Annotated in this window: 17 protein-coding genes; 12 read left to right on the forward strand and 5 right to left on the reverse strand. The window is 40.1% G+C overall.

Annotated features, from left to right (window positions below):
• The first annotated feature begins 178 nt into the window (after positions 1 to 178).
• Positions 179 to 2,365: a peptidase domain-containing ABC transporter gene (locus AB3G38_RS03570; protein WP_367867123.1), complete on the forward strand. Its 2,187-nt coding sequence runs from the start codon at positions 179 to 181 to the stop codon at positions 2,363 to 2,365.
• Positions 2,366 to 2,389: 24 nt separating this feature from the next.
• A complete protein-coding gene (locus AB3G38_RS03575; RefSeq protein ID WP_367867124.1) occupies positions 2,390 to 3,679 on the forward strand; it encodes an HlyD family secretion protein in 1,290 nt (429 codons plus the stop codon).
• Between the two features lie 55 nt (positions 3,680 to 3,734).
• Here AB3G38_RS03575 and AB3G38_RS03580 read toward each other — a convergent pair whose 3' ends face one another.
• Positions 3,735 to 5,162: an MATE family efflux transporter gene (locus AB3G38_RS03580; RefSeq protein WP_367867125.1), complete on the reverse strand. Its 1,428-nt coding sequence runs from the start codon at positions 5,160 to 5,162 to the stop codon at positions 3,735 to 3,737.
• Positions 5,163 to 5,176: 14 nt separating this feature from the next.
• Entirely contained in the window at positions 5,177 to 5,596 is a 420-nt protein-coding gene (locus AB3G38_RS03585) for an acyl-CoA thioesterase (RefSeq protein WP_367867126.1), read from the reverse strand.
• Between the two features lie 127 nt (positions 5,597 to 5,723).
• On the opposite strand from AB3G38_RS03585, the gene rpsO reads away from it, so the two are divergent.
• Entirely contained in the window at positions 5,724 to 6,029 is a 306-nt protein-coding gene (gene rpsO / locus AB3G38_RS03590) for a 30S ribosomal protein S15 (RefSeq protein WP_367867127.1), read from the forward strand.
• Between the two features lie 116 nt (positions 6,030 to 6,145).
• Positions 6,146 to 8,290 carry a polyribonucleotide nucleotidyltransferase gene (pnp, locus tag AB3G38_RS03595; RefSeq protein WP_367867128.1) on the forward strand — a complete coding sequence of 715 codons (2,145 nt, stop codon included), beginning with the start codon at positions 6,146 to 6,148 and terminating at the stop codon, positions 8,288 to 8,290.
• Between the two features lie 70 nt (positions 8,291 to 8,360).
• Here the strand turns inward: pnp and AB3G38_RS03600 are convergent, their stop codons facing one another.
• A complete protein-coding gene (locus AB3G38_RS03600; protein WP_367867129.1) occupies positions 8,361 to 10,727 on the reverse strand; it encodes an ABC transporter permease in 2,367 nt (788 codons plus the stop codon).
• 267 nt (positions 10,728 to 10,994) lie between these two features.
• Here AB3G38_RS03600 and rpe point away from each other — a divergent pair, with 267 nt between their 5' ends.
• From rpe to AB3G38_RS03620, 4 genes are all read left to right on the forward strand, one after another.
• Positions 10,995 to 11,669, forward strand: coding sequence for a ribulose-phosphate 3-epimerase (gene rpe, locus AB3G38_RS03605; RefSeq protein ID WP_367867130.1), 675 nt, complete (start codon positions 10,995 to 10,997; stop codon positions 11,667 to 11,669).
• Positions 11,670 to 11,756: 87 nt separating this feature from the next.
• Positions 11,757 to 12,824, forward strand: a complete 1,068-nt coding sequence (serC, locus tag AB3G38_RS03610) for a 3-phosphoserine/phosphohydroxythreonine transaminase (protein WP_367867131.1) — start codon at positions 11,757 to 11,759, stop codon at positions 12,822 to 12,824.
• 6 nt (positions 12,825 to 12,830) lie between these two features.
• Entirely contained in the window at positions 12,831 to 13,781 is a 951-nt protein-coding gene (locus AB3G38_RS03615) for a D-2-hydroxyacid dehydrogenase (RefSeq protein WP_367867132.1), read from the forward strand.
• Positions 13,782 to 13,857: 76 nt separating this feature from the next.
• Positions 13,858 to 15,048, forward strand: coding sequence for a DUF1015 domain-containing protein (locus tag AB3G38_RS03620; protein WP_367867133.1), 1,191 nt, complete (start codon positions 13,858 to 13,860; stop codon positions 15,046 to 15,048).
• On the opposite strand, the gene AB3G38_RS03625 is transcribed toward AB3G38_RS03620, so the two are convergent.
• Together AB3G38_RS03625 and AB3G38_RS03630 are read right to left on the reverse strand one after the other, a co-directional pair.
• A complete protein-coding gene (locus tag AB3G38_RS03625) occupies positions 15,045 to 15,557 on the reverse strand; it encodes a hypothetical protein (protein ID WP_367867134.1) in 513 nt (170 codons plus the stop codon). The two genes, AB3G38_RS03620 and AB3G38_RS03625, sit on opposite strands and share 4 nt — an antisense overlap.
• A gap of 78 nt (positions 15,558 to 15,635) precedes the next feature.
• Positions 15,636 to 16,415, reverse strand: a complete 780-nt coding sequence (locus AB3G38_RS03630) for an S-adenosyl-l-methionine hydroxide adenosyltransferase family protein (RefSeq protein WP_068399230.1) — start codon at positions 16,413 to 16,415, stop codon at positions 15,636 to 15,638.
• Between the two features lie 101 nt (positions 16,416 to 16,516).
• Between AB3G38_RS03630 and AB3G38_RS03635 the strand changes: the two genes are divergently transcribed.
• The 4 genes from AB3G38_RS03635 to AB3G38_RS03650 are packed head-to-tail and all read left to right on the forward strand — an operon-like array spanning position 16,517 to position 19,812.
• Positions 16,517 to 17,488: a PhoH family protein gene (locus AB3G38_RS03635; protein WP_367867135.1), complete on the forward strand. Its 972-nt coding sequence runs from the start codon at positions 16,517 to 16,519 to the stop codon at positions 17,486 to 17,488.
• 35 nt (positions 17,489 to 17,523) lie between these two features.
• Positions 17,524 to 18,477, forward strand: coding sequence for a phosphoribosylaminoimidazolesuccinocarboxamide synthase (locus AB3G38_RS03640; protein WP_367867136.1), 954 nt, complete (start codon positions 17,524 to 17,526; stop codon positions 18,475 to 18,477).
• Between the two features lie 34 nt (positions 18,478 to 18,511).
• Positions 18,512 to 18,901, forward strand: a complete 390-nt coding sequence (locus AB3G38_RS03645) for an STAS domain-containing protein (RefSeq protein WP_367867137.1) — start codon at positions 18,512 to 18,514, stop codon at positions 18,899 to 18,901.
• Entirely contained in the window at positions 18,901 to 19,812 is a 912-nt protein-coding gene (locus AB3G38_RS03650) for a ribonuclease Z (RefSeq protein WP_367867138.1), read from the forward strand. Before AB3G38_RS03645 ends, AB3G38_RS03650 begins: the two co-directional genes overlap by 1 nt.
• Positions 19,813 to 20,055: the final 243 nt, after the last annotated feature.

Consider the following 20,055-nt stretch of genomic DNA (forward strand, 5'->3'; position numbering starts at 1 on the left):
TTCAGGTTTTATTCCAATTATTGAAACTATCTTTTAAAGATAGTTGCTTCATGTGGTAAGAATTTCGCATATTTAAAAAATGAGTTATGATTTGGGTAATAAACAGTTGATTTTTAATTGATGTTTATCTGAATTAACTTATTGTGATAATTGCAGGGTGTTGTTAGGTAATAAAATATTGAAAAAATTCACTTTCTATAAGCAGTTTGATCAGATGGATTGCGGGCCAACCTGCCTCCGGATGATCGCTAAATATTTCGGTAAAAATATTAGTTTGCAGCGCCTGCGTGCTGTTTCTGGCATTAACCGTGAAGGTGTTTCTCTGTTAGGTATCAGCAATGCTGCCGAGAAGATAGGTTTTCGTACTACTGGTGCCCGGTTATCTTTAGAGGTATTAAAGCAAATAGATCTCCCTGCTATTCTGCATTGGGATCAGGAGCATTTTGTAGTGCTTTATCAAATCAAAAAAGAACGCTTTATGGTCGCAGATCCGGCAAAGGGTCTGATCGGGTATGAGGAGAAGGAGTTTTTACCCCATTGGCTGAGCTCGTTTAATGAGGGGGCCGTTGAAGGGGTGGCTTTAATTATATCGCCAACGCCTGATTTTTATACGGTGGAAGAGGATCAGAAAGATGGAATGGACATCCGTTACCTGCTGAAGTATTTTTACCGGTACAAGCAGCTAATCGGACAACTTTTTGCTGGCTTGCTGGTAGGGAGCGTGCTCCAGATTATTCTTCCTTTTTTAACGCAATCTGTTGTGGATGTTGGGATTAATACACGGAATCTTAATTTTATCTATATCATTCTGATTGCCCAGATTATGCTTTTTATCGGGCGGATGAGCGTGGACTTTATACGGGCATGGATTTTACTGCATATCAGTACCCGGATCAATATTTCTATTTTAACTGATTTTCTGATCAAGCTGATGAAGCTCCCGATGTCTTTTTTTGATACGAAGATGACTGGTGATATTTTGCAGCGTATGGATGACCAGAAGCGTATTGAAACTTTTCTGACCGGCCCTACATTGAGCATCATTTTTTCGATGTTCAACCTGGTCGTGTTTTCTGTTGTACTGGCTTATTATAACCTGACTGTTTTTACTGTTTTCGCAATGAGTACGGCTTTATATACGGGCTGGGTTACGATCTTTTTAAAGAAAAGACGTGAACTTGATTTTAAGCGTTTTGATATTTCTTCTAAAAACCAGAGTACAGTGGTACAGCTGATCAATGGGATGCAGGAAATTAAGCTGAACAATTGTGAGCAGGACAAACGCTGGGAGTGGGAGCGGATACAGTCAAGGTTGTTCCGTTTTAATGTGAAAAGTCTTGCGCTTGGTCAGTATCAGCAGGTGGGCGCATTTTTTATCAATGAAGGAAAAAATATTCTGATTACTTTTCTGGTAGCCAAACTGGTGATAGAAGGGCAGCTGACGCTTGGTGCTATGATGGCTATTCAATACATCATCGGACAGCTGAACAGCCCGATTGAACAGATGATTGGTTTCTTACAGCAATTGCAGGATGCTAAAATTTCTCTGGAAAGATTAAATGAGATCCGGGAGATGGAGGATGAGGAGCCGGCTGGTCAGACCTTTGTGATGGATTTGCCGGAAGATCATAGCATTATGCTGAAGAATGTGGATTTTACTTATCCCGGAGCTGGTAATGAGCCGGTATTGTCTGCGATCAGCCTGAATATCCCAATGGGTAAAACTACGGCGATAGTAGGGATGAGTGGGAGCGGAAAAACGACTATTCTCAAATTGTTACTTCGCTTTTATGAAGTTCAGCGCGGGGATATTTATGTGGGCAGTACACATCTCAGCCAGATGGGGTTTAGTTTTTGGCGTAACCAGTGTGGTGCGGTCACGCAGGATGGTTTTATCTTTTCTGATTCTATAGCCCGGAACATTGCCGTTGGTGATCAGTATCCTGACCATGCTAAGCTTCAGCAGGCGTTAAAGGTGGCTAATATTACTGATTTTATAAAAAGCCTGCCTTTAGGGCTGAACACCAAAATCGGTTCTGAAGGAAACGGGATAAGCCAGGGGCAGAAACAGCGTATATTAATTGCCAGGGCTGTTTATAAGGATCCGCGTTATCTGTTTTTTGATGAGGCGACCAATGCGCTTGATGCGAGAAACGAATCTGTGATCATGGATAATCTGGAAAGCTTTTTTAAAGGACGTACGGTAGTGGTTGTTGCGCATCGTTTAAGTACGGTTAAAAATGCAGACAATATAGTGGTGATTGATAAGGGAAGGATTTTGGAAGAGGGAACACATGCTGAATTGACAGCGCTGAAGGGTGAATATTATCAGCTGGTCAAAAACCAGCTTGAACTTGGAAATTAAAGGACCAATTTACGTTTTATAAAAATGCCGGAAGAATCTATATATCAACAGAATCATAGTGAAGAGGTGAATGAAATTATCACAGCGGTACCGTCATGGATACTTCGCCGTGGGATTACGGTAGTCTTTTTGGTTATTTTAAGTATAATTCTGCTTGCTGCTTTTATCCGGTATCCGGATGTAATTAGCACGAGCCTGAAAATTAATTCATTAAATGCGCCTAAGCCTGTTTATGCCAAACGTGCGGGTAAATTGACGGAGTTGTTATGGCCTGAAAATAAAAGGGTGGAGTTAGGTGCGCCGCTTGCGTTTTTGGAAAGTACGGGTTCGCACCGGGATGTACTTAAGCTTTCGGCGCAACTTAAATTACTGCGTGAAATGGTTTTAAGTGCCAAACCTTTGAGTTTGTCTTTGTTATCTCCAAATAGTAATCTGGGTGAATTGCAGGCTGCTTATCAGAATTTTTACCAGGAATATGTACAGTATCTTTCTACTCAAAAGGGTGGTTACTACCAGGAAAAACGTATTTACCTGGAAAAGGATCTTCAGGCTATTCAAGCGCTTAAAAGTCAGATTGTAACGCAGCAGAAAATACAGCAAAAGGAATATGCGAATATTGAGCAGCAGTACTTTTCTTATCAGAAGTTAATGGCTAAAAATGTGATTTCGAAAAATGAGTTTCAAGAGCAGGAAAATAAATATTTAGCAGGAAAGTATCCTTTACAGCAAACTGAAACAGCTTTATTAAATAATACGGTAGCTTATGCGGCTAAAGAAAAGGAAATACTGGATCTGGAGAATACAATTGCGGAACAGCGGGCCAAATTTTTACAGACCACGAATAGTGTAATCAGTGAAACAGAGATCTGGATCAATCAGTATGTAGTGCTGGCACCGGTTTCTGGTACGCTGGGTTATGCGGGTGTGATTCAGCAGAATCAAAGTGTCGCGTTAAATCAGGAGTTATTTGTAATTAATCCCGGAAATACTGATTTTTTTGGTGAGATACAGATCCCGCAGAATAACATGGGAAAAATACGTATTGGACAGCGTACTTTAATTAAGATGCATAGTTATCCTTATGAGCAGTTTGGGATGATCAGGGGGAATATCAATTATATTTCGGATGTAGCATTCAAAGACAGTGTTTTTATTGCCAAGGTTGGTTTCAAGACTTTTGAAAATAAAGACAAGCTGCACAAAATAGCGCTCAAAAACGGCATGTTGGGCAATGCCGAAATTATCACGGAAGAAAGTTCACTGCTGCAGCGGTTTTACCGGAATATTATTAAGGAGTTAAACGGCCGGGAGTAAGGAATTGAATGGTCATGAATAGTATAGTTGTACTATGCTGTGAATAAGCAGGTTATTAAACCTGCTTGGTTTTCCAGCTGCCTTTTTTAAATAAGAGATATCCTGCAATGGCAATTCCTGTTTCTGCAACCGGAATAGCTATAAATACACCATCAGGCCCCATATTGAAATGTTTGGCTAAGATAAATGCGAGTGGAATCTGGAATAACCAGAAGCCGAAGAAGTTAATGAGGGTTGGAGTTGTGGTATCTCCTGCACCGTTAAAGGTACTGGTCATCACCATCCCTACGCCATAAAATAAAAAGCCTGCACTCATTATATTCAATCCTCTGGAAGCAACTTGCTGAATAAGTATATCGTCTGTAAAGAAGGAGATGAAATAGTGTCCGGCTAAAAGGCAGAGCACCATGGCTATTCCCATATAAATCAGGATGTATTTAGTGGTTTGCCATACCGAGTCTTCGGCACGTTTCAGGTTTTTTGCGCCAAGGTTTTGTCCGACCAGAGTTGCTGCTGCGCCGCTTAAGCCCCAGGCAGGCAGCATGAAGAACATCATTAGCCTCAATGCGGTCTGGTAACCGGCTGAACCATGATCGCCACCGGTTGTAGCTACAAGTTGCGCAAGAAAAATCCAGCTGCAGGAAGCAATAACGAATTGAAAGATAGCGGGAACGGCAATTTTCAACAGGGCGATAATTTGTTTAAGGTGAGGGGTAAAGTAGGCCAGTTTTATTTTTAACTGACCGTTTCCTTTAACGAGTTGATATACCTGGTAACAAACGCCCAGTCCTCTGCCTATGGTGGTGGCTATAGCTGCGCCGGTTAATCCAAAAGCGGGAATAGGGCCAAAGCCGTTAATGAGTATAGGGCATAAAATGATATTGGCCACATTGGCTACCCATAAGCTTTTCATGGCAATAGCTGCATTTCCGGCACCTCTGAAAATTCCGTTAATCAAAAATAGCAGGACAATAATTGTGCTGCCGCACATCATAATCTGGATAAAGGGAGTGCCTGTGGTTACTGTGTTTGCCGAAGCTCCCATCAGCGTCAGAATTTCACGGGCGTAAATAAACCCGGCTATACTTAATATAAGGTTGAAGGCAACAGCGACCAGAATAGCTTGCATCCCTGCTTTTGCAGCGGCAACGGGATCTTTTTCTCCGATCCTCCGGGCTACTACTGCGGTAGCGGCCATACTCATTCCAACGGCAAGCGAATAGATGATTGTCAGCACTGATTCTGTTAAACCAACGGTCTGAATGGCTTCACTGCTGTTGTGCAGGTGGCCTACAAAGTAAAGGTCAACTAGTGCAAATACCGATTCCATGATCATTTCGAGCATCATCGGTATGGCAAGCAGCAAAACAGCTCTGCGCATACTGCCCTGAGTAAAGTCTAATTCTTTTCCCTGAACGGCTTGTTTGAGTAAGTCAAAGATTTTAGTGGTCTGGCTGGTTGAGCTGTTTTGTTGTGTGGTCATGTAATTTATCTGTTTTATACTGAATAGGCGCTGATCATGTCATCGCTTACTTTACATCCTTTGCCTGTAGTGGTATCAATTAATACGTAGTCAAACCATCCGTCTGAGGCTATTTTTCCTGTACGTTCGTTTTCTATTTCAAATTGTACACGGCACCCTTTTTCATTAATGGTCAGGATTCCTGTTCTTATTTTAAGCTGATCACCCAAAATTAACGGTCTTTTATAGTCTACATGAGCGGTTCTGACCACCCATCCGAAACCGCTTTTCAGGAAGTCTTCCATCGGCATTTTATAGAATTTCTCCATCTGATCGTAACGGGCAGCCAATACGTAGTCAAAGTATTTACTGTTGTGTACATGGTTAAACATGTCTATATCATCGGGTCTTACTTTGAGCGCTGTCTCAAATATACTATATTCAGTCTTTTCCATCTTGCAAAAGTAAAGTTTGAGGGCCTGTTATTGAAATATTTTATGAGTATACGTGTTTATCCTGAAAACTTACACTATCTTTGCGCGTAATTAATTAATCAATATACACTTTAGTATAATTCAAGCAATGTATTTAAGTAAAGAAGTAAAAGCCGACATTTTCAAAACACACGGCGAAGTAGAAACTAACACAGGATCTGCTGAAGGACAAGTAGCGTTATTCACTTACCGTATCGCGCACTTAACAGGACACTTAAAGAAAAACCGTAAGGATTTTTCTACACAGTTGTCTCTTCAAAAATTAGTAGGTAAACGCCGTGGTATTCTGGCTTACCTGTTTAAAAAAGATATCAATCGTTACCGTGCTATCATTAAATCTTTAGGTTTAAGAGATATTATCAAACCATTAGGTTCGACAAGAGATAGCAAATAAGCGTTAAAATATCAAGAAAAGCCATTCTTAGGGATGGCTTTTTTAATTGAAATATAAAAATATAATATATAAATCTGGTGTGTCGAAAGAGGAAAACACACCGCAACAATTTGTAAATGAATGTAATAAAAAAATCGTTCGATCTTGGAGATGGAAGAACCATCGAAATTGAAACAGGAAAATTAGCTAAACAGGCTGATGGATCCGTTGTGGTAAGAATGGGTGACACTATGTTATTAGCGACTGTAGTTTCTTCAGTAGGTGCTAAGGCTGGTGTTGACTTTTTACCTTTATCTGTAGATTACCAGGAAAAATATGCGGCTGCTGGTCGTATTCCAGGTGGTTTCTTACGTCGTGAGGCCAGATTATCAGATTATGAGGTTTTAATCTCACGTTTGGTTGACCGTGCTTTACGCCCGATGTTCCCTGAAGATTATCACTCTGATACTCAGGTAATGATCACATTGATATCTTCTGATAAAAATATAATGCCAGATTCATTGGCTGGTTTAGCTGCTTCAGCTGCCATCGCTGTTTCTGATATTCCTTTTAACGGACCAATCTCTGAAGTTCGTGTGGCTAAAATTGATGGTCAATTAGTGATCAATCCTTATGTTAGTGATTTAGAACGTGCTACTTTAGAATTCCTGGTAGCTGGTACTGAAAATGACATCGTCATGGTTGAAGGTGAAGCTGATGAAATTTCTGAAGAAGAAATGGTTGAAGCTATCGAATTCGCACATAAAGCGATCGTTGTTCAGGTTAAAGTTCAAAAAGAATTAGCTGAAGCGGTAGGTAAAACTAAAAAACGTGAGTATTCACATGAAGATAGCAACCCGGAATTAAAGGAGCAGGTTTATGCGGCTACTTATGACCAGGTTTATGCTGTAGCTAAAAGCCAGACTTCTAAAGGTGAGCGTACAGAGAAATTTGCTGAGATTTCAGCAGCTTTCGTAGCCACGCTTGGTGAAGAGGTTGATGCAGTTACTGCTTTCTTAGCTAAAAAATATTTCCATGATGTACAATATGATGCTATCCGTAACCTTGTTTTAGATGAAGGTATGCGTTTAGATGGTCGTGATGTACGTACGGTACGCCCTATCTGGAGTGAGGTAAGTTACTTGCCTTCTGCTCACGGTTCGGCAGTATTTACACGTGGCGAAACGCAATCATTAACTACGGTTACTTTAGGTTCTAAAGATGATGAGCAAATGATTGATGGTGCTTTCGTTAATGGATACAACAAATTCTTATTGCACTACAATTTCCCAGGTTTCTCTACAGGTGAAGTTCGCCCGAACAGAGGTGCTGGCCGTCGTGAAATCGGTCATGGTCATCTGGCTATGCGTTCTTTAAGAAAAGTATTACCAGGTTTAGAAGAAAACCCATATACAATCCGTATCGTTTCTGATATTCTTGAGTCTAATGGTTCTTCTTCAATGGCAACTGTTTGTGCTGGTACATTAGCATTAATGGATGCGGGTATTAAAATCAAAGCTCCGGTTTCGGGTATTGCAATGGGATTAATTACTGATGAGAAAACTGGTAAATATGCAATCCTTACCGACATTCTTGGTGATGAAGATCATTTAGGTGATATGGACTTCAAGGTTACTGGTACTGAAAAAGGTATCGTTGCTTGTCAAATGGACTTAAAAATCAATGGTTTGAAATGGGAAGTTTTAACTGCTGCCCTGAAACAAGCTAATGAGGCTCGTTTACATATCTTAAATGAGATGGCTAAAACTATCTCTGCTCCACGTGAAGATTACAAGGACCATGCTCCCCGTATCGTTTCTTTAAGTATTGACAAGGAATTCATAGGTGCTGTAATTGGCCCGGGCGGTAAAATTATTCAGGAAATGCAACGTGAAACTGGCGCATCTATCTCTATCGAAGAGGTGGGTAACAAAGGTATCGTTGAAATCTTCGCGGATAATAAAGCTGCAATTGATGCTGCTGTTAAACGTATTAATGCAATCGCTGCTAAACCAGACATAGGTGCTACTTATGATGGTAAAGTAAAATCTATCATGCCGTTTGGTGCTTTCGTTGAGATTATGCCGGGTAAAGATGGTTTACTTCACATTTCTGAGATCGCTTGGGAACGTTTAGAAACTATGGATGGTGTGCTTAAAGAAGGTGACAAAATCCAGGTTAAATTGTTAGATATCGATAAACAAGGTAAAATGAAACTTTCAAGAAAAGCTTTATTGCCTCGTCCACCGAAACCAGAAGGTGCAGAGACTAAGCCTGCTTAGTTGATCATCTTATAAATAGAAAACGCCTCACGATTATTTCGTGAGGCGTTTTTTTATGCTTTAAATTTGGTTATTCGTGTTTTAAGGAATCTATGGGGGTAGCTTTTGCAACTTTAACAGATTGTACACTGACGGTTAGAATGGCAATGATCAGGGATATGCCTGTGGCTATGGCAAAAGGTAAAAGTGTAATGCCTACATTAAATTCAAAGGCTGATAGCCATTTGCTGATAATGATGTAGGCGAGGGGAAATGCGATCAGGTTCGCAATGGCAACCAGTTTAATAAAGTCTTTGTTGAGCAGGGTTAAGATGTTCAGTGTACTTGCGCCGAGTACTTTGCGTATACTGATTTCTTTTTTTCGCTGTTCTGCCATAAATAGCGCAAGCCCGAGTAAACCGAGGCAGGAAATAAAGATGGCAAAACCACCAAACCAGTTGGATAAAATCCCTAGTAAACGCTCATCCTGGAATTTCTGCTGAAAACTTTCATCTACAAACTTCCGGTCTACCGGGAAATTTGGATTTAAGGCTTTAACGACTTCATCAATTTGTGCTACTGAATTACTGATGCTTTGTGCAGGGTTTAGTCTGATAATTGCATGGGTAACGCCTGCAATCCGATTGGTGATAAACATGGGCGCAGCATTTTTATAGGGAGATTCCATCACAAAGTCTTTCATTACGCCTATAATAGTAAGGAATTTACCGAAAATTTTGAGGGTCGTACCTATAGGATGTTTCAATCCCATTACTTTTACGGCTGCTTGATTCACAACGATATTGGTAGAGTCGGCGGTAAATCTGGAAGAAAATTCCCTTCCTTCGACCATACCAGAGCCCAGGGTTTTGGCAAAATCTTCTCCGGCATCACGGTGATTGAACAGCACGTCGTCTTTAAGGTTTTTACCTGGCCATTCTACACTAAAAGTATTGTTTCCGCCTTGATTGATACTCATGCTGAAATAAGTGACTCCGGTAGCTGCTCCGGTTTTGAGGAGTCTTTCTTTGAGTAAGGCCAGTTTTTCTTTGCCAAAGAGGTTTCCTTGTATTGGTATTTCTACTAAACCAGCTTTGTCATAGCCTATTGATTTGTTTTTAATGTAATTGAGTTGCTGATAAATAACAATGGTACAGATAATTAAGCAGGCTGCAAATATGAACTGAAAGACAACTAAGGCTTTTCTTACAGAAAGAGATGAACTGCCTGCGGTACTAAAGCCCTTTAATACTTTAACGGGTTCAAAAGAGGAGAGGTAAAAGGCCGGATAACTCCCTGCAATGAAACCTGTAAAGGCAGTAAGGCCAAACAGCACTGACCAGAATATCCAGTTCTGATAGTTAATGATTAGTTTAATGTTTAACAAGGCATTAAAATAGGGCAGGCTGATCTCCATTAAGGTGAACGCGACCAGCATCGCTATAAAAGAGAGTAAAATAGATTCTAGCATAAACTGTCCGATTAAGGCCCCTCTGGATGAGCCAATGGCTTTTCTAACGCCGACTTCCCGGGCTCTTTTCTCTGATTTGGCTGTGGAGAGGTTCATAAAGTTTACGCAGGCAATTAACAGGATACAGAAAGCCAGAATGAGAAATATCCTGAGCTGATCTATCTTTCCTCCAACTGATTTTCCATTCTCAAAGGTGTCGTATAAATGCCATTTGGTTAAAGGGTGCATCAGTCCGGTATTCGTAGCGTCTTTGCTATTGTTTTTAAAAATGTCCCTGATCTGACCATTGGCTTTATCAAAAAAAGTATTGCTTTTAAGCTGGACTACAGTCAAACACATATTGTTCCCCCAGTTGATTTCTTTTGACCATGGGTTTTGTTTTACAAATAGTGCGTATGGCATGAGATAGTCGAATTGGATGGTACTGTTTTTAGGTACATCTTCGATGACTGCTTCGACTTTTAAGACCTCGGTATTTTGCAGTTTCACAATTTTATTGATGGGGTCTTCATCGCCAAAGAGGTTTCTGGCCATGGTCTGGGTTAAAATAACGGTGTTGATATTGGTTAAAAGTCTATTAGAGTTTCCTTTAATGATTTTATAATCGAATATTTTCAGGAATGACGGATCTGTATAAACAGCTTTCTTTTTGAAATTCTTTTCTCCATTACTCAGTAGCTGTTCGGCCGGGTAAGTGGAGTGGGAGGAATAGGCTACGCCTGATATTTTATTCCTTACTTCATCTGCCATGGCGCCTGGTGTCCATGCCCAGCTAAAGGTTTGTGTGCTGGCTTTGGAATTGTTGTAGATAATGTAGGTTTTATCAAAATTAGTGAACTGCCGGTCGTAACTCCACTCATAGGCCACATAGAGTAGTAATATCATACAACTTGCCAGTCCGATGGCCAGGCCTCCTACATTAATTAAGGTGTATCCTTTGTTTTTCCAAAGGCTGCGTAAAGCTATTTTAAGGTCTAGTTTAAACATGTATTTAAGGTTAATATCCGTTTGATGCCAAAAGCTAAACGTATGCCATTCCCTTGTAAACTGGTTTTTGATGGAATAAACAGTGATTTTTAATCCTGATGAATTTGAAACTGCCCGGAAATGAACAGTGAGTGTGCGTTTTCGTAATTAAAGGCATGTTTTAGGATTTCATTTTACATTGAATATACCTTTTATGCAGACTAATTTGTGCTATAAACGGGTTATTTTTTTATATTTACTTTCTCAATAGCTTTACAATCTGAACACATGAAACACCTGATTGCCCCCTCTGTACTTTCTGCTGATTTTGCCAATTTACAACGCGATATAGAAATGATTAATTCGAGCGACGCAGATTGGTTTCATGTAGATATTATGGATGGTGTATTTGTACCGAACATTTCTTTTGGTTTTCCAGTGATGAAAGCGGTGAAAAAACATGCGAAGAAACCTTTGGATGTTCATTTGATGATCGTTAATCCTGATTTGTATATTGAACAGTTTGCCGAAGCAGGAGCAAATAGTATTACGGTACATTATGAGGCTTGTGTACATTTGGACAGAACGGTTCAGGTGATCCATAAAGCAGGAGCGAAGGCCTGCGTAGCGCTTAATCCGCATACGCCTGTAGAGTTACTGATTGATATTCTTCCGGTACTGGACATGGTACTGATCATGTCTGTAAATCCTGGTTTTGGCGGACAGCAGTTTATTCCCAATACACTGCTTAAAATCAGAAGATTGAAAGCTATGGCTGCCATAGTAAATCCGGGTTTACTGATTGAGGTAGATGGTGGTGTAAGTATTCATAACCTGGGCGATTTACTGGCTGCCGGCGCGGATGTTTTTGTAGCTGGAAATGCTATTTTCGGTGCTGAATCCCCTTTGGAAATGATCACCGCGATGAAGTGTGAATCAGTATCCTCCTTAAACAGTATATAAAATCCATTCGTTTAGTAGTTATTTCAAAAAACCAAATATTATTTGGATAAAACCAATTACATTTACAATAATTAATTAGCATATAAAATGAGACATAATTTTGGAGCAGGCCCCTGTATTTTACCTCAGGAAGTGTTTAGACAGGCGTCACAAGCCGTTTTAGATTTTAAGGACGGGTTATCGATTTTAGAGATTTCCCACCGTACACCAGAGTTCGAGGCCGTATTAGCTGAAGCTGTTAAGTTGGTTAAAGAGTTGTTAAATGTACCGGAAGGATATTCTGTTTTATTTTTACAGGGTGGTGCAAGTTTGCAGTTTGCAATGGTTCCGATGAACTTGTTAAGTGAAGGACAAACAGCAACTTATCTGGAAACGGGTGTATGGGCTAACAAAGCGATTAAAGAAGTGAAAAACTTTGGTTCTGCGAATGTAGTGGCTTCTTCGAAGGATGCTAACTTTAACTACGTGCCTAAGGGATATTCAATTCCTGAAGATAGTGCTTATTTCCATTGCACTTCGAATAACACAATTTATGGAACTGAAATGTTCAGCTTGCCTGAAACTCAAGTACCGGTAGTGTGTGATATGTCATCAGACATTATGAGCAGAGTGATCGATGTTTCACAGTATGATCTGATCTATGCGGGTTCACAAAAAAATATTGGCCCTGCTGGTTCAGTTTTAGTAATTGTTAAGGATGAGATTTTAGGTAAAACAACTAATAAGATCCCTTCTATGTTAGATTATAAAGTGCATATTGAGGGTGGTTCTATGTACAATACGCCTCCTGTTTTTGCAATTTATGTAGCGATGTTAAACCTGAGATGGTTAAAATCTAAAGGTGGTGTGGCGGAGATTGAGAAAGAGAACATTGCGAAAGCGAATGCTTTATATATGGAAATTGACAGAAATCCTTTATTTAAGGGTACTGCTGTAGTAGAGGACCGTTCAAGAATGAATATCTGTTTCGTGATGGAAAATCCTGAACTGGAGAAACCATTCCTGAAATTTGTAGAAGAGAATGATGTGGAAGGGCTTAAAGGACATAGAAGTGTAGGTGGATTCAGAGCTTCTATTTACAATGCGTTACCAATTACAAGTGTACACAGACTAGTGGAATTGATGCAGGTTTTTGCAGAGAAACACCCAAAATAAAATTTAATGATTAAGATACTTGCAAACGATGGGATCGATCCTATCGGAAAACGATTATTAGAAGAAGCCGGTTTTATTGTAGATACAGAAACTGTTGCTCAGGATAAACTGATTGAAGCCCTGCAGAATTATGATGCAATTACGGTTAGAAGCGCAACGAAAGTTCGTAAAGATGTGATTGATGCTTGCCCGAATTTGAAGTTGATTGGCAGAGGTGGAGTAGGAATGGACAATATTGATGTGGATTATGCACGTGAACAAGGCCGTGCGGTAGTGAATACCCCTGCTGCTTCTTCTTTGTCAGTTGCAGAACTGGTGTTTGCACATTTATTTACTGGTATTCGTTTTTTACAGGATGCTAACCGTAAAATGCCTGTTGAGGGTGCTACGAGTTTCAATAAACTGAAAAAGGATTATGCAAAAGGCACTGAGCTTAGAGGTAAAACTTTAGGGATCATTGGCTTTGGCAGAATTGGAAGAGAGACGGCTACTTTAGCTTTAGGCTTGGGTATGAATGTACTGGCTTATGATCTTTATCCTTTTGATGGCAAATTGACATTGAAGTTTCAGGGTGATTTAAGTCTTGATATTCCTGTTAAAACGGTTAGTCTGGAAGAAGTGATTAAAAATAGTGATTTCATCACTTTACATACGCCTTTCGCTGACCGTCCTATTTTAGGGGCTGCTGAGTTTGATTTAATGAAACCAGGAGTTGGTGTGGTGAATTGTTCAAGAGGTGGTACAATTGATGAGCAGGCACTGATTAATGCGTTGGATGGTGCTAAAGTTGCTTTTGCTGGTTTAGATGTGTTTGACAATGAGCCTACTCCTTTGGAGGCTATTTTAAAACATCCTAAGATCTCGTTAACGCCGCATATTGGTGCAGCTACGAACGAAGCACAGGAGCGTATTGGTGAAGAGTTAGCTTCATTGATTATTGCACATTTTAAAAAATAATTATTAAAACAGGAAAATAAGTTAAATGGTTTGGGGATTTGATTATATTGGCCCCAAACCAAATAACACCTGTTTCATGCCTTTAGTAAAGCCTTTTTCAGCGCTTATCCCTGCTGCACATTTGCAGTCTTCTGTGGTCACACGGCCCCTTGAATATTACAGTACAGGTGAGGCCAGATTAATTGCCTCTGAAAACAATTATAGCTTTCTTCATTTAATTAGTCCGGCTTTGGATCATGCTTATTTGCGTGATATGAACCAGGAATTGATTTTCCGTAAGATTGCTGAAAACTTCGATTCTTTTCTGAATGGTAATGTACTGGTTCCGGTTAACCGCCCTTGTTTTTATATTTACCAGGTTACTTGTAATGGGTTTACGCAGAAAGGTTTATGGACTTTAAGTGATGTACAGAGTTATCTGGATGGAAGCATTAAAAAGCATGAACTGACGGTAGAAAGGCGGGAGAAACAGCTGGCTGATTATCTGCACCATACTGGTCTGGATGCAAACCCGGTATTGATTACTTATCATCCTGTGCAGGCTATTGATGAGGTAATTGCAAAGTATATGCTGGAGCTTCCGGTGATTGATTTTACGTTTACTGATTTGACTGAACATAAGGTCTGGCTGATTGATGACCAGGAGGCTATTGATTTAATTAGCAGTGAAATCGAAAAGATAGGTGCTGTTTATATTGCAGATGGTCATCATCGTGCGGCAGCCATGTCAAAGATGGATTATTTTTCGACTGTGTTTATGAATACGGATGAGATCAGGGTGCTGCAGTTTAACAGGCTGGTCAGAGATCTGAATGGGTTAACGACAGTTGATTTTCTATCCAGACTAAAGGATGCTTTTACGCTGGAAAAATCGCAGGAGCCGGTAGATCCGGATCAGTTACACCGGATTGGAATGTACCTGGATAAACAGTGGTATGTTTTATCTCCAAAACCAGCTGCTTATGATGCGAATGATCCTGTAGAGCTATTGGATGTTAGTATTTTACAGCATCAGTTGTTAGGTCCTGTATTAGGAATTGATGATCCGCGTACCAATGCGCGGGTGACTTTTGAAGGTGGGATTACGCCTTTGTCAGCGTTACAGCAAATGGTGGATAATGGCCTTTATGCAGTCGTATTTACGTTGTTTGCGGTTTCTGTGGAACAGATTATCAATGTAGCGGATGCGAATAAGACAATGCCTCCAAAGTCTACCTGGATAGAGCCTAAGTTCCTGGTAGGGATGCTGACTAATTATTGTATTTAAGATTTTTTACGGAGTTTGCTGTAAAAGTAGAGGCCACCGGTGATGATAATCAGAATTAAAAAGATAATGGAATAGGTTTCTGTGTTTTTTTCTGCTGTTATCGCTGCTGTTTTTTTCTTTAATTCTTCGTTCTGATCTTGTAATTTTTTAATGGCCTGCATGTAGCTTTCTATTCGTTTTGCGTTATTGCCGGCATTGGTTTGTACTTGTTGTACTTCCTGATCTTTATAGTTCATTAATACTTTAAGTTCCCTGAATATATTGTTGTCATTCAGTATGATACCACGCAGTATTTCATTGGAATTCTTGAGGTCGTTCTTAGTCTGCAAGCCGAAAATACCGGTTCTCGCACTGAGGCTTAAGTCGTACTGCCCGAATTTGGCACTTCGCTCTGCGAGTAGGGCATTTATTTTTAAACGTTGCACCTGATAGGCAGAGGTGTCACTTGGTATGGCTAAGGCATTAATAGTAGTGCTTAAACCGATAAATAGAAGGAGAGGTCTGATCATAATTGTATTATTTTGATTTTTAAAGCAAAATCTATGCCTTATAAAGGGTAGGGCTGATTCAGCTCAATTGAACCTGGTTTAAGGGTGGAATTGAATGCGGACAATATCTCCAAGGTGTAAACCGAGTAAGCCGCTTGCTTTACCTTTGTTAATGGCTATTTCCAAATGGTTGCTGATGCCGAAAAGGCATAGTTTTTCTCCTTCTGAAACTTCGTTATAGTGCCAGCTGAGCTGGGTTATGGTTTCGCTTTTCCGGAAAAACAGGGTGAAGTCTCTGTTACGCTGAATTTTAGTGAATAGTTCTTTAGTGATATTGGTAATTACATTGCAGAAGGTATCGATATAAATGACACTTCCTCTGATCATATCTTGTTCGATGACCGGGTTGAGGAGCATTTTTTCTTCAATGTTTGCTGTGGGCAGTCCAATGTCTTTGAGCTTCCCGCCTTTGGCAAGGTGAATGGCTGCTTTAACAAAAATATCAACAAGCGGGAAGTGCAGGTACTTCAGATCCTGCATAATATTCAGCTCTACAATCTCATCTGGTTTGCCGTCAAATAGCAAAGAAAAAATCCCGTTATCAGCGCCGACAAAATAATGATCGTGATATTTTAACCCGATATATTTTGTATTTTCACTGAACACAGAATCTATACCTATCAGGTGCACAGTACCTTTAGGAAAATAGTGATAAACATTCTTTAAAACAAAGGCTGCGTAAGAGATATTGAAGGATGGAACTTCATGGGTAATATCAACAATAGTAGCTGTAGGCAAGATCGTCAGGATACTGCCTTTGAGGGCAGCCTGATAAAAATCTTTGGATCCTAAATCTGTTGTTAAAGTGATAATGGCCATTAAAAATTGAATATTTATTCTTATTCTTGCGTATGCGGTAAAGCGCTACAAATATTCAACTTTTATATCAAAATATACACTCCTATCTAAAAAACAATATTTTGAACGAACTAAAACTAACATTAGAAACAGTAGATCCGGTACAATTCTGGGGTGCAAACAACGAGCATTATGAGTTGATCAAACACGCATTTCCTAAACTGAAAGTTGTTGCCAGAGGCAACGAGGTGAAGGTGTTAGGTGATGAGGGTGAGCAAAAACTCTTTGAAAAAAAATTTGGTAAATTGGTCGGTCACCTGGAGCAATATGGCTCTTTAAGTCCGGGTGATATTGAATCAATTTTAGCGTTTAAGTATAACGCGGATGTTTATGGTGCTGATGCTGCACCAGAAAAAGTGAATGGTGGTGGCGGTGGAGAAGTCATTGTATTCGGGAATAGCGGTATGATGATCAAAGCCCGAACGGCTAATCAACGCAGAATGGTGGACAGTATCGTGAAAAACGATGTGCTTTTTGCAATCGGCCCTGCGGGGACGGGAAAAACGTATACGGCGGTAGCACTTGCTGTGAGAGCATTGAAAAATAAAGAGATTAAAAGAATTATTTTAACCAGACCGGCTGTAGAGGCTGGGGAGAGCTTAGGTTTTCTGCCTGGTGATTTAAAGGAGAAAGTAGATCCTTATCTTCGTCCGTTATATGATGCGCTTGATGATATGATTCCGGCAGAGAAGCTGAAGTTGTATTTAGAGAACAGAACGATCGAAATTGCACCGCTCGCTTTTATGCGTGGCCGTACTTTGGATAATTGTTTTGTAATTTTGGACGAAGCACAGAATTCAACGGATTTACAGTTGAAGATGTTCCTGACAAGGATGGGCCCTTCTGCGAAATTCATCGTGACTGGTGATGTAACGCAGATCGATTTACCTAAGAAACAAATGTCGGGTTTACATAATGCTTTGCGTATTCTGGATGATATTCCGGGTATCGAAATCATCTACCTGACAGGGGAGGATGTGGTAAGGCATAAGCTGGTGAAAAGGATTTTGAAGGCGTACGGAGATATACAGTAATTTATAAACAATAATTGATGTGATCCATCAACAACATGAAAGCAATAAAAGAAACAAATTTTAATTTTCCTGAACAGAGTAGTTTTTACAAGGGTAAGGTGCGTGATGTGTATACTATTGATCATCGTTTGATGGCCATGGTAGTGACTGACAGGATTTCTGCATTTGATGTGGTTTTACCTGAGGCTATTCCTTTTAAGGGCCAGGTGTTAAATCAGATCGGGGCTAAATTTTTAAAGGCAACAACGGATATCGTTCAGAATTGGGTGATTGCTGTACCGGATGAAATGGTGACGATTGGTCGCATTTGTGAGCCTTTTAAGGTAGAAATGGTCATCAGGGGTTACCTTGCGGGCCATGCGTGGAGGGAATATAGTGCGGGTAAAAGAAGTGTATGCGGTGTAGCGCTTCCGGATGGTTTAAAGGAGAATGATAAATTACCTCAGCCAATCATCACGCCAACAACAAAAGCGTCTGTTGGGCATGATGAGGATATCTCCAGAGAAGATATTTTAGCGAAGGGTATTGTTTCGATTGTTGATTATGATCAGTTGGAGAGTTATACTTATGCTTTGTATAAGAGAGGAACTGAAATGGCTGCTGAGCGTGGTCTGATCCTGGTAGATACGAAGTATGAGTTTGGTAAAATTGGTGAGGAAATTTACCTGATTGATGAGATCCATACGCCGGATTCTTCGCGTTATTTTTATGCGGAGGGCTATGAGATGCGCCAGGCGGAAAATACTCCTCAGAAACAGCTTTCTAAGGAGTTTGTACGCAAGTGGTTAATTGAAAATGGTTTCCAGGGTAAGGATGGACAGGTGATCCCGTTAATGACTCCTGAGGTTATTGCTTCAATTTCTGAGCGTTATATTGAGTTGTATGAGCAGATTACTGGTGATACGTTTGTAAAGAATGAGCAGGATGATATACTGAACAGAATTGAGCAGAATGTTTTAGGTAGTCTGAATACTTTGTTATCAAATTAAATTCTTAATTTGTTATATAAAAAAGGGGGATGTTATGAAATTTTCGGTAGATAAACACGAAAAGTATGTGGCAATCAGGTTGGATGAAAACAAACTGACTGCTGAGAATACGCCCGGATTAAAGTCTGAGTTCATTTTATTGAATGCTGAGGGGTATTGTAATATCGTTCTGGACTTATCGATGGTGAGTAATTGTGATGATTCACAGGACCTGAGCTGTCTTTTGGTTGGGGACAGGCTTTGCAAAAAGGCAAATGGGTTATTCCTGGTAACGGGGTTAACGGAGTGTATTGCCAAATTATTGGAAATGTCGTCTATTGATCAGTCATTAAATATTGTGGGCAGCCTGGATGAGGCGGAAGATTTGATCTTCATGGAAGAGATAGAGAAGGAATTACTAGGGAGCTTTGATCAGGGAAATTAATGAAGTTTGAGGTTACCATTTTAGGAAGTAGTTCTGCTACTCCGGTTTTTAATAGAAATCCGTCAGCACAGCTTTTAAATTGTAAGGATAAGTTTTATTTGATTGATTGTGGTGAGGGTACTCAGCAGCAGTTAATCAGGTTTGGTTTTAAGGCGAGTAAGATCGATGTGGCTTTTATAAGTCATCTTCATGGTGATCATTATTTTGGTTTGATCGGCTTACTTTCGACGATGAATTTGAATGGGCGTATCAAGCCTTTCCAGATTTTTGCTCCGGCAGCTTTACTGGAGATCCTGGAGATTCAGTTCAGATATTCTGAAACAAATTTAAGGTTTGAGATTGAGTTTTGTCCGATTGTAGCGGATGAGCCAAGAGTGATTTTCCAGAATCAGGATTTAACGGTTGAAACGATTGTGCTGAATCACAGGATCCCGTGTACAGGGTTCAGGTTTACGGAGAAAAAGAGGTTACGTAAGGTTTTAGTGGATAAGTTAGAGGCTGCAAATATTTCTCCGGATTATTATCAGTTGTTAAAGAAGGGTTTGGATTTGACTTTGCCGGGTGGTGAAGTGATTTTGAATGCTGATTATACGATTGATTCGGATATGCCTAAGAGTTATTGTTATTGTTCGGATACAATGGCGGACGGGAGTTATCTGGAGAGTATCCGGGGTTGCACCATGTTGTATCATGAGGCAACGTTTATGGACGATTTGCTGGAAAGGGCAGGTGTGACGCATCATACGACGGCTTTACAGGCGGGATTGGTGGCGAAGGAGGTTGGTGCTGGTAAGTTGATTATCGGACATTTTTCTTCGAGGTATAAGGCGCTATTGCCGCTGTTAGAGGAGGCGCAGGGGGTTTTTGAAAATACTGAGCTGGCTCTCGAAGGTGTTACATTCACCGTTTAGCTTATTAGAAAAAAAATGAAGGGTAGCATGTCCTGACGGAATTCATGAAGAATGAATCATTGTCAGGACATGCTACTCTTCATTTTTTTTTACCACTAAAATTAGTAAAGGTTCATTCCATTTGGGCATGATGCAGATTGAGGTAAAAAAATAGAAGAAACTTATTAGGTAAAAAAAAAGAAACTTATTGGATGCAGAAAATAGGAGAAACTTGATTGGTGCAAAAAAAGAAGAAACTTATTA

The organism is Pedobacter sp. WC2423 (assembly GCF_040822065.1).
GTDB lineage: Bacteria > Bacteroidota > Bacteroidia > Sphingobacteriales > Sphingobacteriaceae > Pedobacter.

Bases quoted from the DNA above. Each gene is read 5' to 3' on its own strand.
- AB3G38_RS03575 (WP_367867124.1), top strand. From the start codon at position 2,390: ATGCCGGAAGAATCTATATATCAACAGAATCATAGTGAAGAGGTGAAT.
- AB3G38_RS03580 (WP_367867125.1), bottom strand. From the start codon at position 5,162: ATGACCACACAACAAAACAGCTCAACCAGCCAGACCACTAAAATCTTT.
- AB3G38_RS03585 (WP_367867126.1), bottom strand. From the start codon at position 5,596: ATGGAAAAGACTGAATATAGTATATTTGAGACAGCGCTCAAAGTAAGA.
- rpsO (WP_367867127.1), top strand. From the start codon at position 5,724: ATGTATTTAAGTAAAGAAGTAAAAGCCGACATTTTCAAAACACACGGC.
- pnp (WP_367867128.1), top strand. From the start codon at position 6,146: ATGAATGTAATAAAAAAATCGTTCGATCTTGGAGATGGAAGAACCATC.
- AB3G38_RS03600 (WP_367867129.1), bottom strand. From the start codon at position 10,727: ATGTTTAAACTAGACCTTAAAATAGCTTTACGCAGCCTTTGGAAAAAC.
- rpe (WP_367867130.1), top strand. From the start codon at position 10,995: ATGAAACACCTGATTGCCCCCTCTGTACTTTCTGCTGATTTTGCCAAT.
- serC (WP_367867131.1), top strand. From the start codon at position 11,757: ATGAGACATAATTTTGGAGCAGGCCCCTGTATTTTACCTCAGGAAGTG.
- AB3G38_RS03615 (WP_367867132.1), top strand. From the start codon at position 12,831: ATGATTAAGATACTTGCAAACGATGGGATCGATCCTATCGGAAAACGA.
- AB3G38_RS03620 (WP_367867133.1), top strand. From the start codon at position 13,858: ATGCCTTTAGTAAAGCCTTTTTCAGCGCTTATCCCTGCTGCACATTTG.
- AB3G38_RS03625 (WP_367867134.1), bottom strand. From the start codon at position 15,557: ATGATCAGACCTCTCCTTCTATTTATCGGTTTAAGCACTACTATTAAT.
- AB3G38_RS03630 (WP_068399230.1), bottom strand. From the start codon at position 16,415: ATGGCCATTATCACTTTAACAACAGATTTAGGATCCAAAGATTTTTAT.
- AB3G38_RS03640 (WP_367867136.1), top strand. From the start codon at position 17,524: ATGAAAGCAATAAAAGAAACAAATTTTAATTTTCCTGAACAGAGTAGT.
- AB3G38_RS03645 (WP_367867137.1), top strand. From the start codon at position 18,512: ATGAAATTTTCGGTAGATAAACACGAAAAGTATGTGGCAATCAGGTTG.
- AB3G38_RS03650 (WP_367867138.1), top strand. From the start codon at position 18,901: ATGAAGTTTGAGGTTACCATTTTAGGAAGTAGTTCTGCTACTCCGGTT.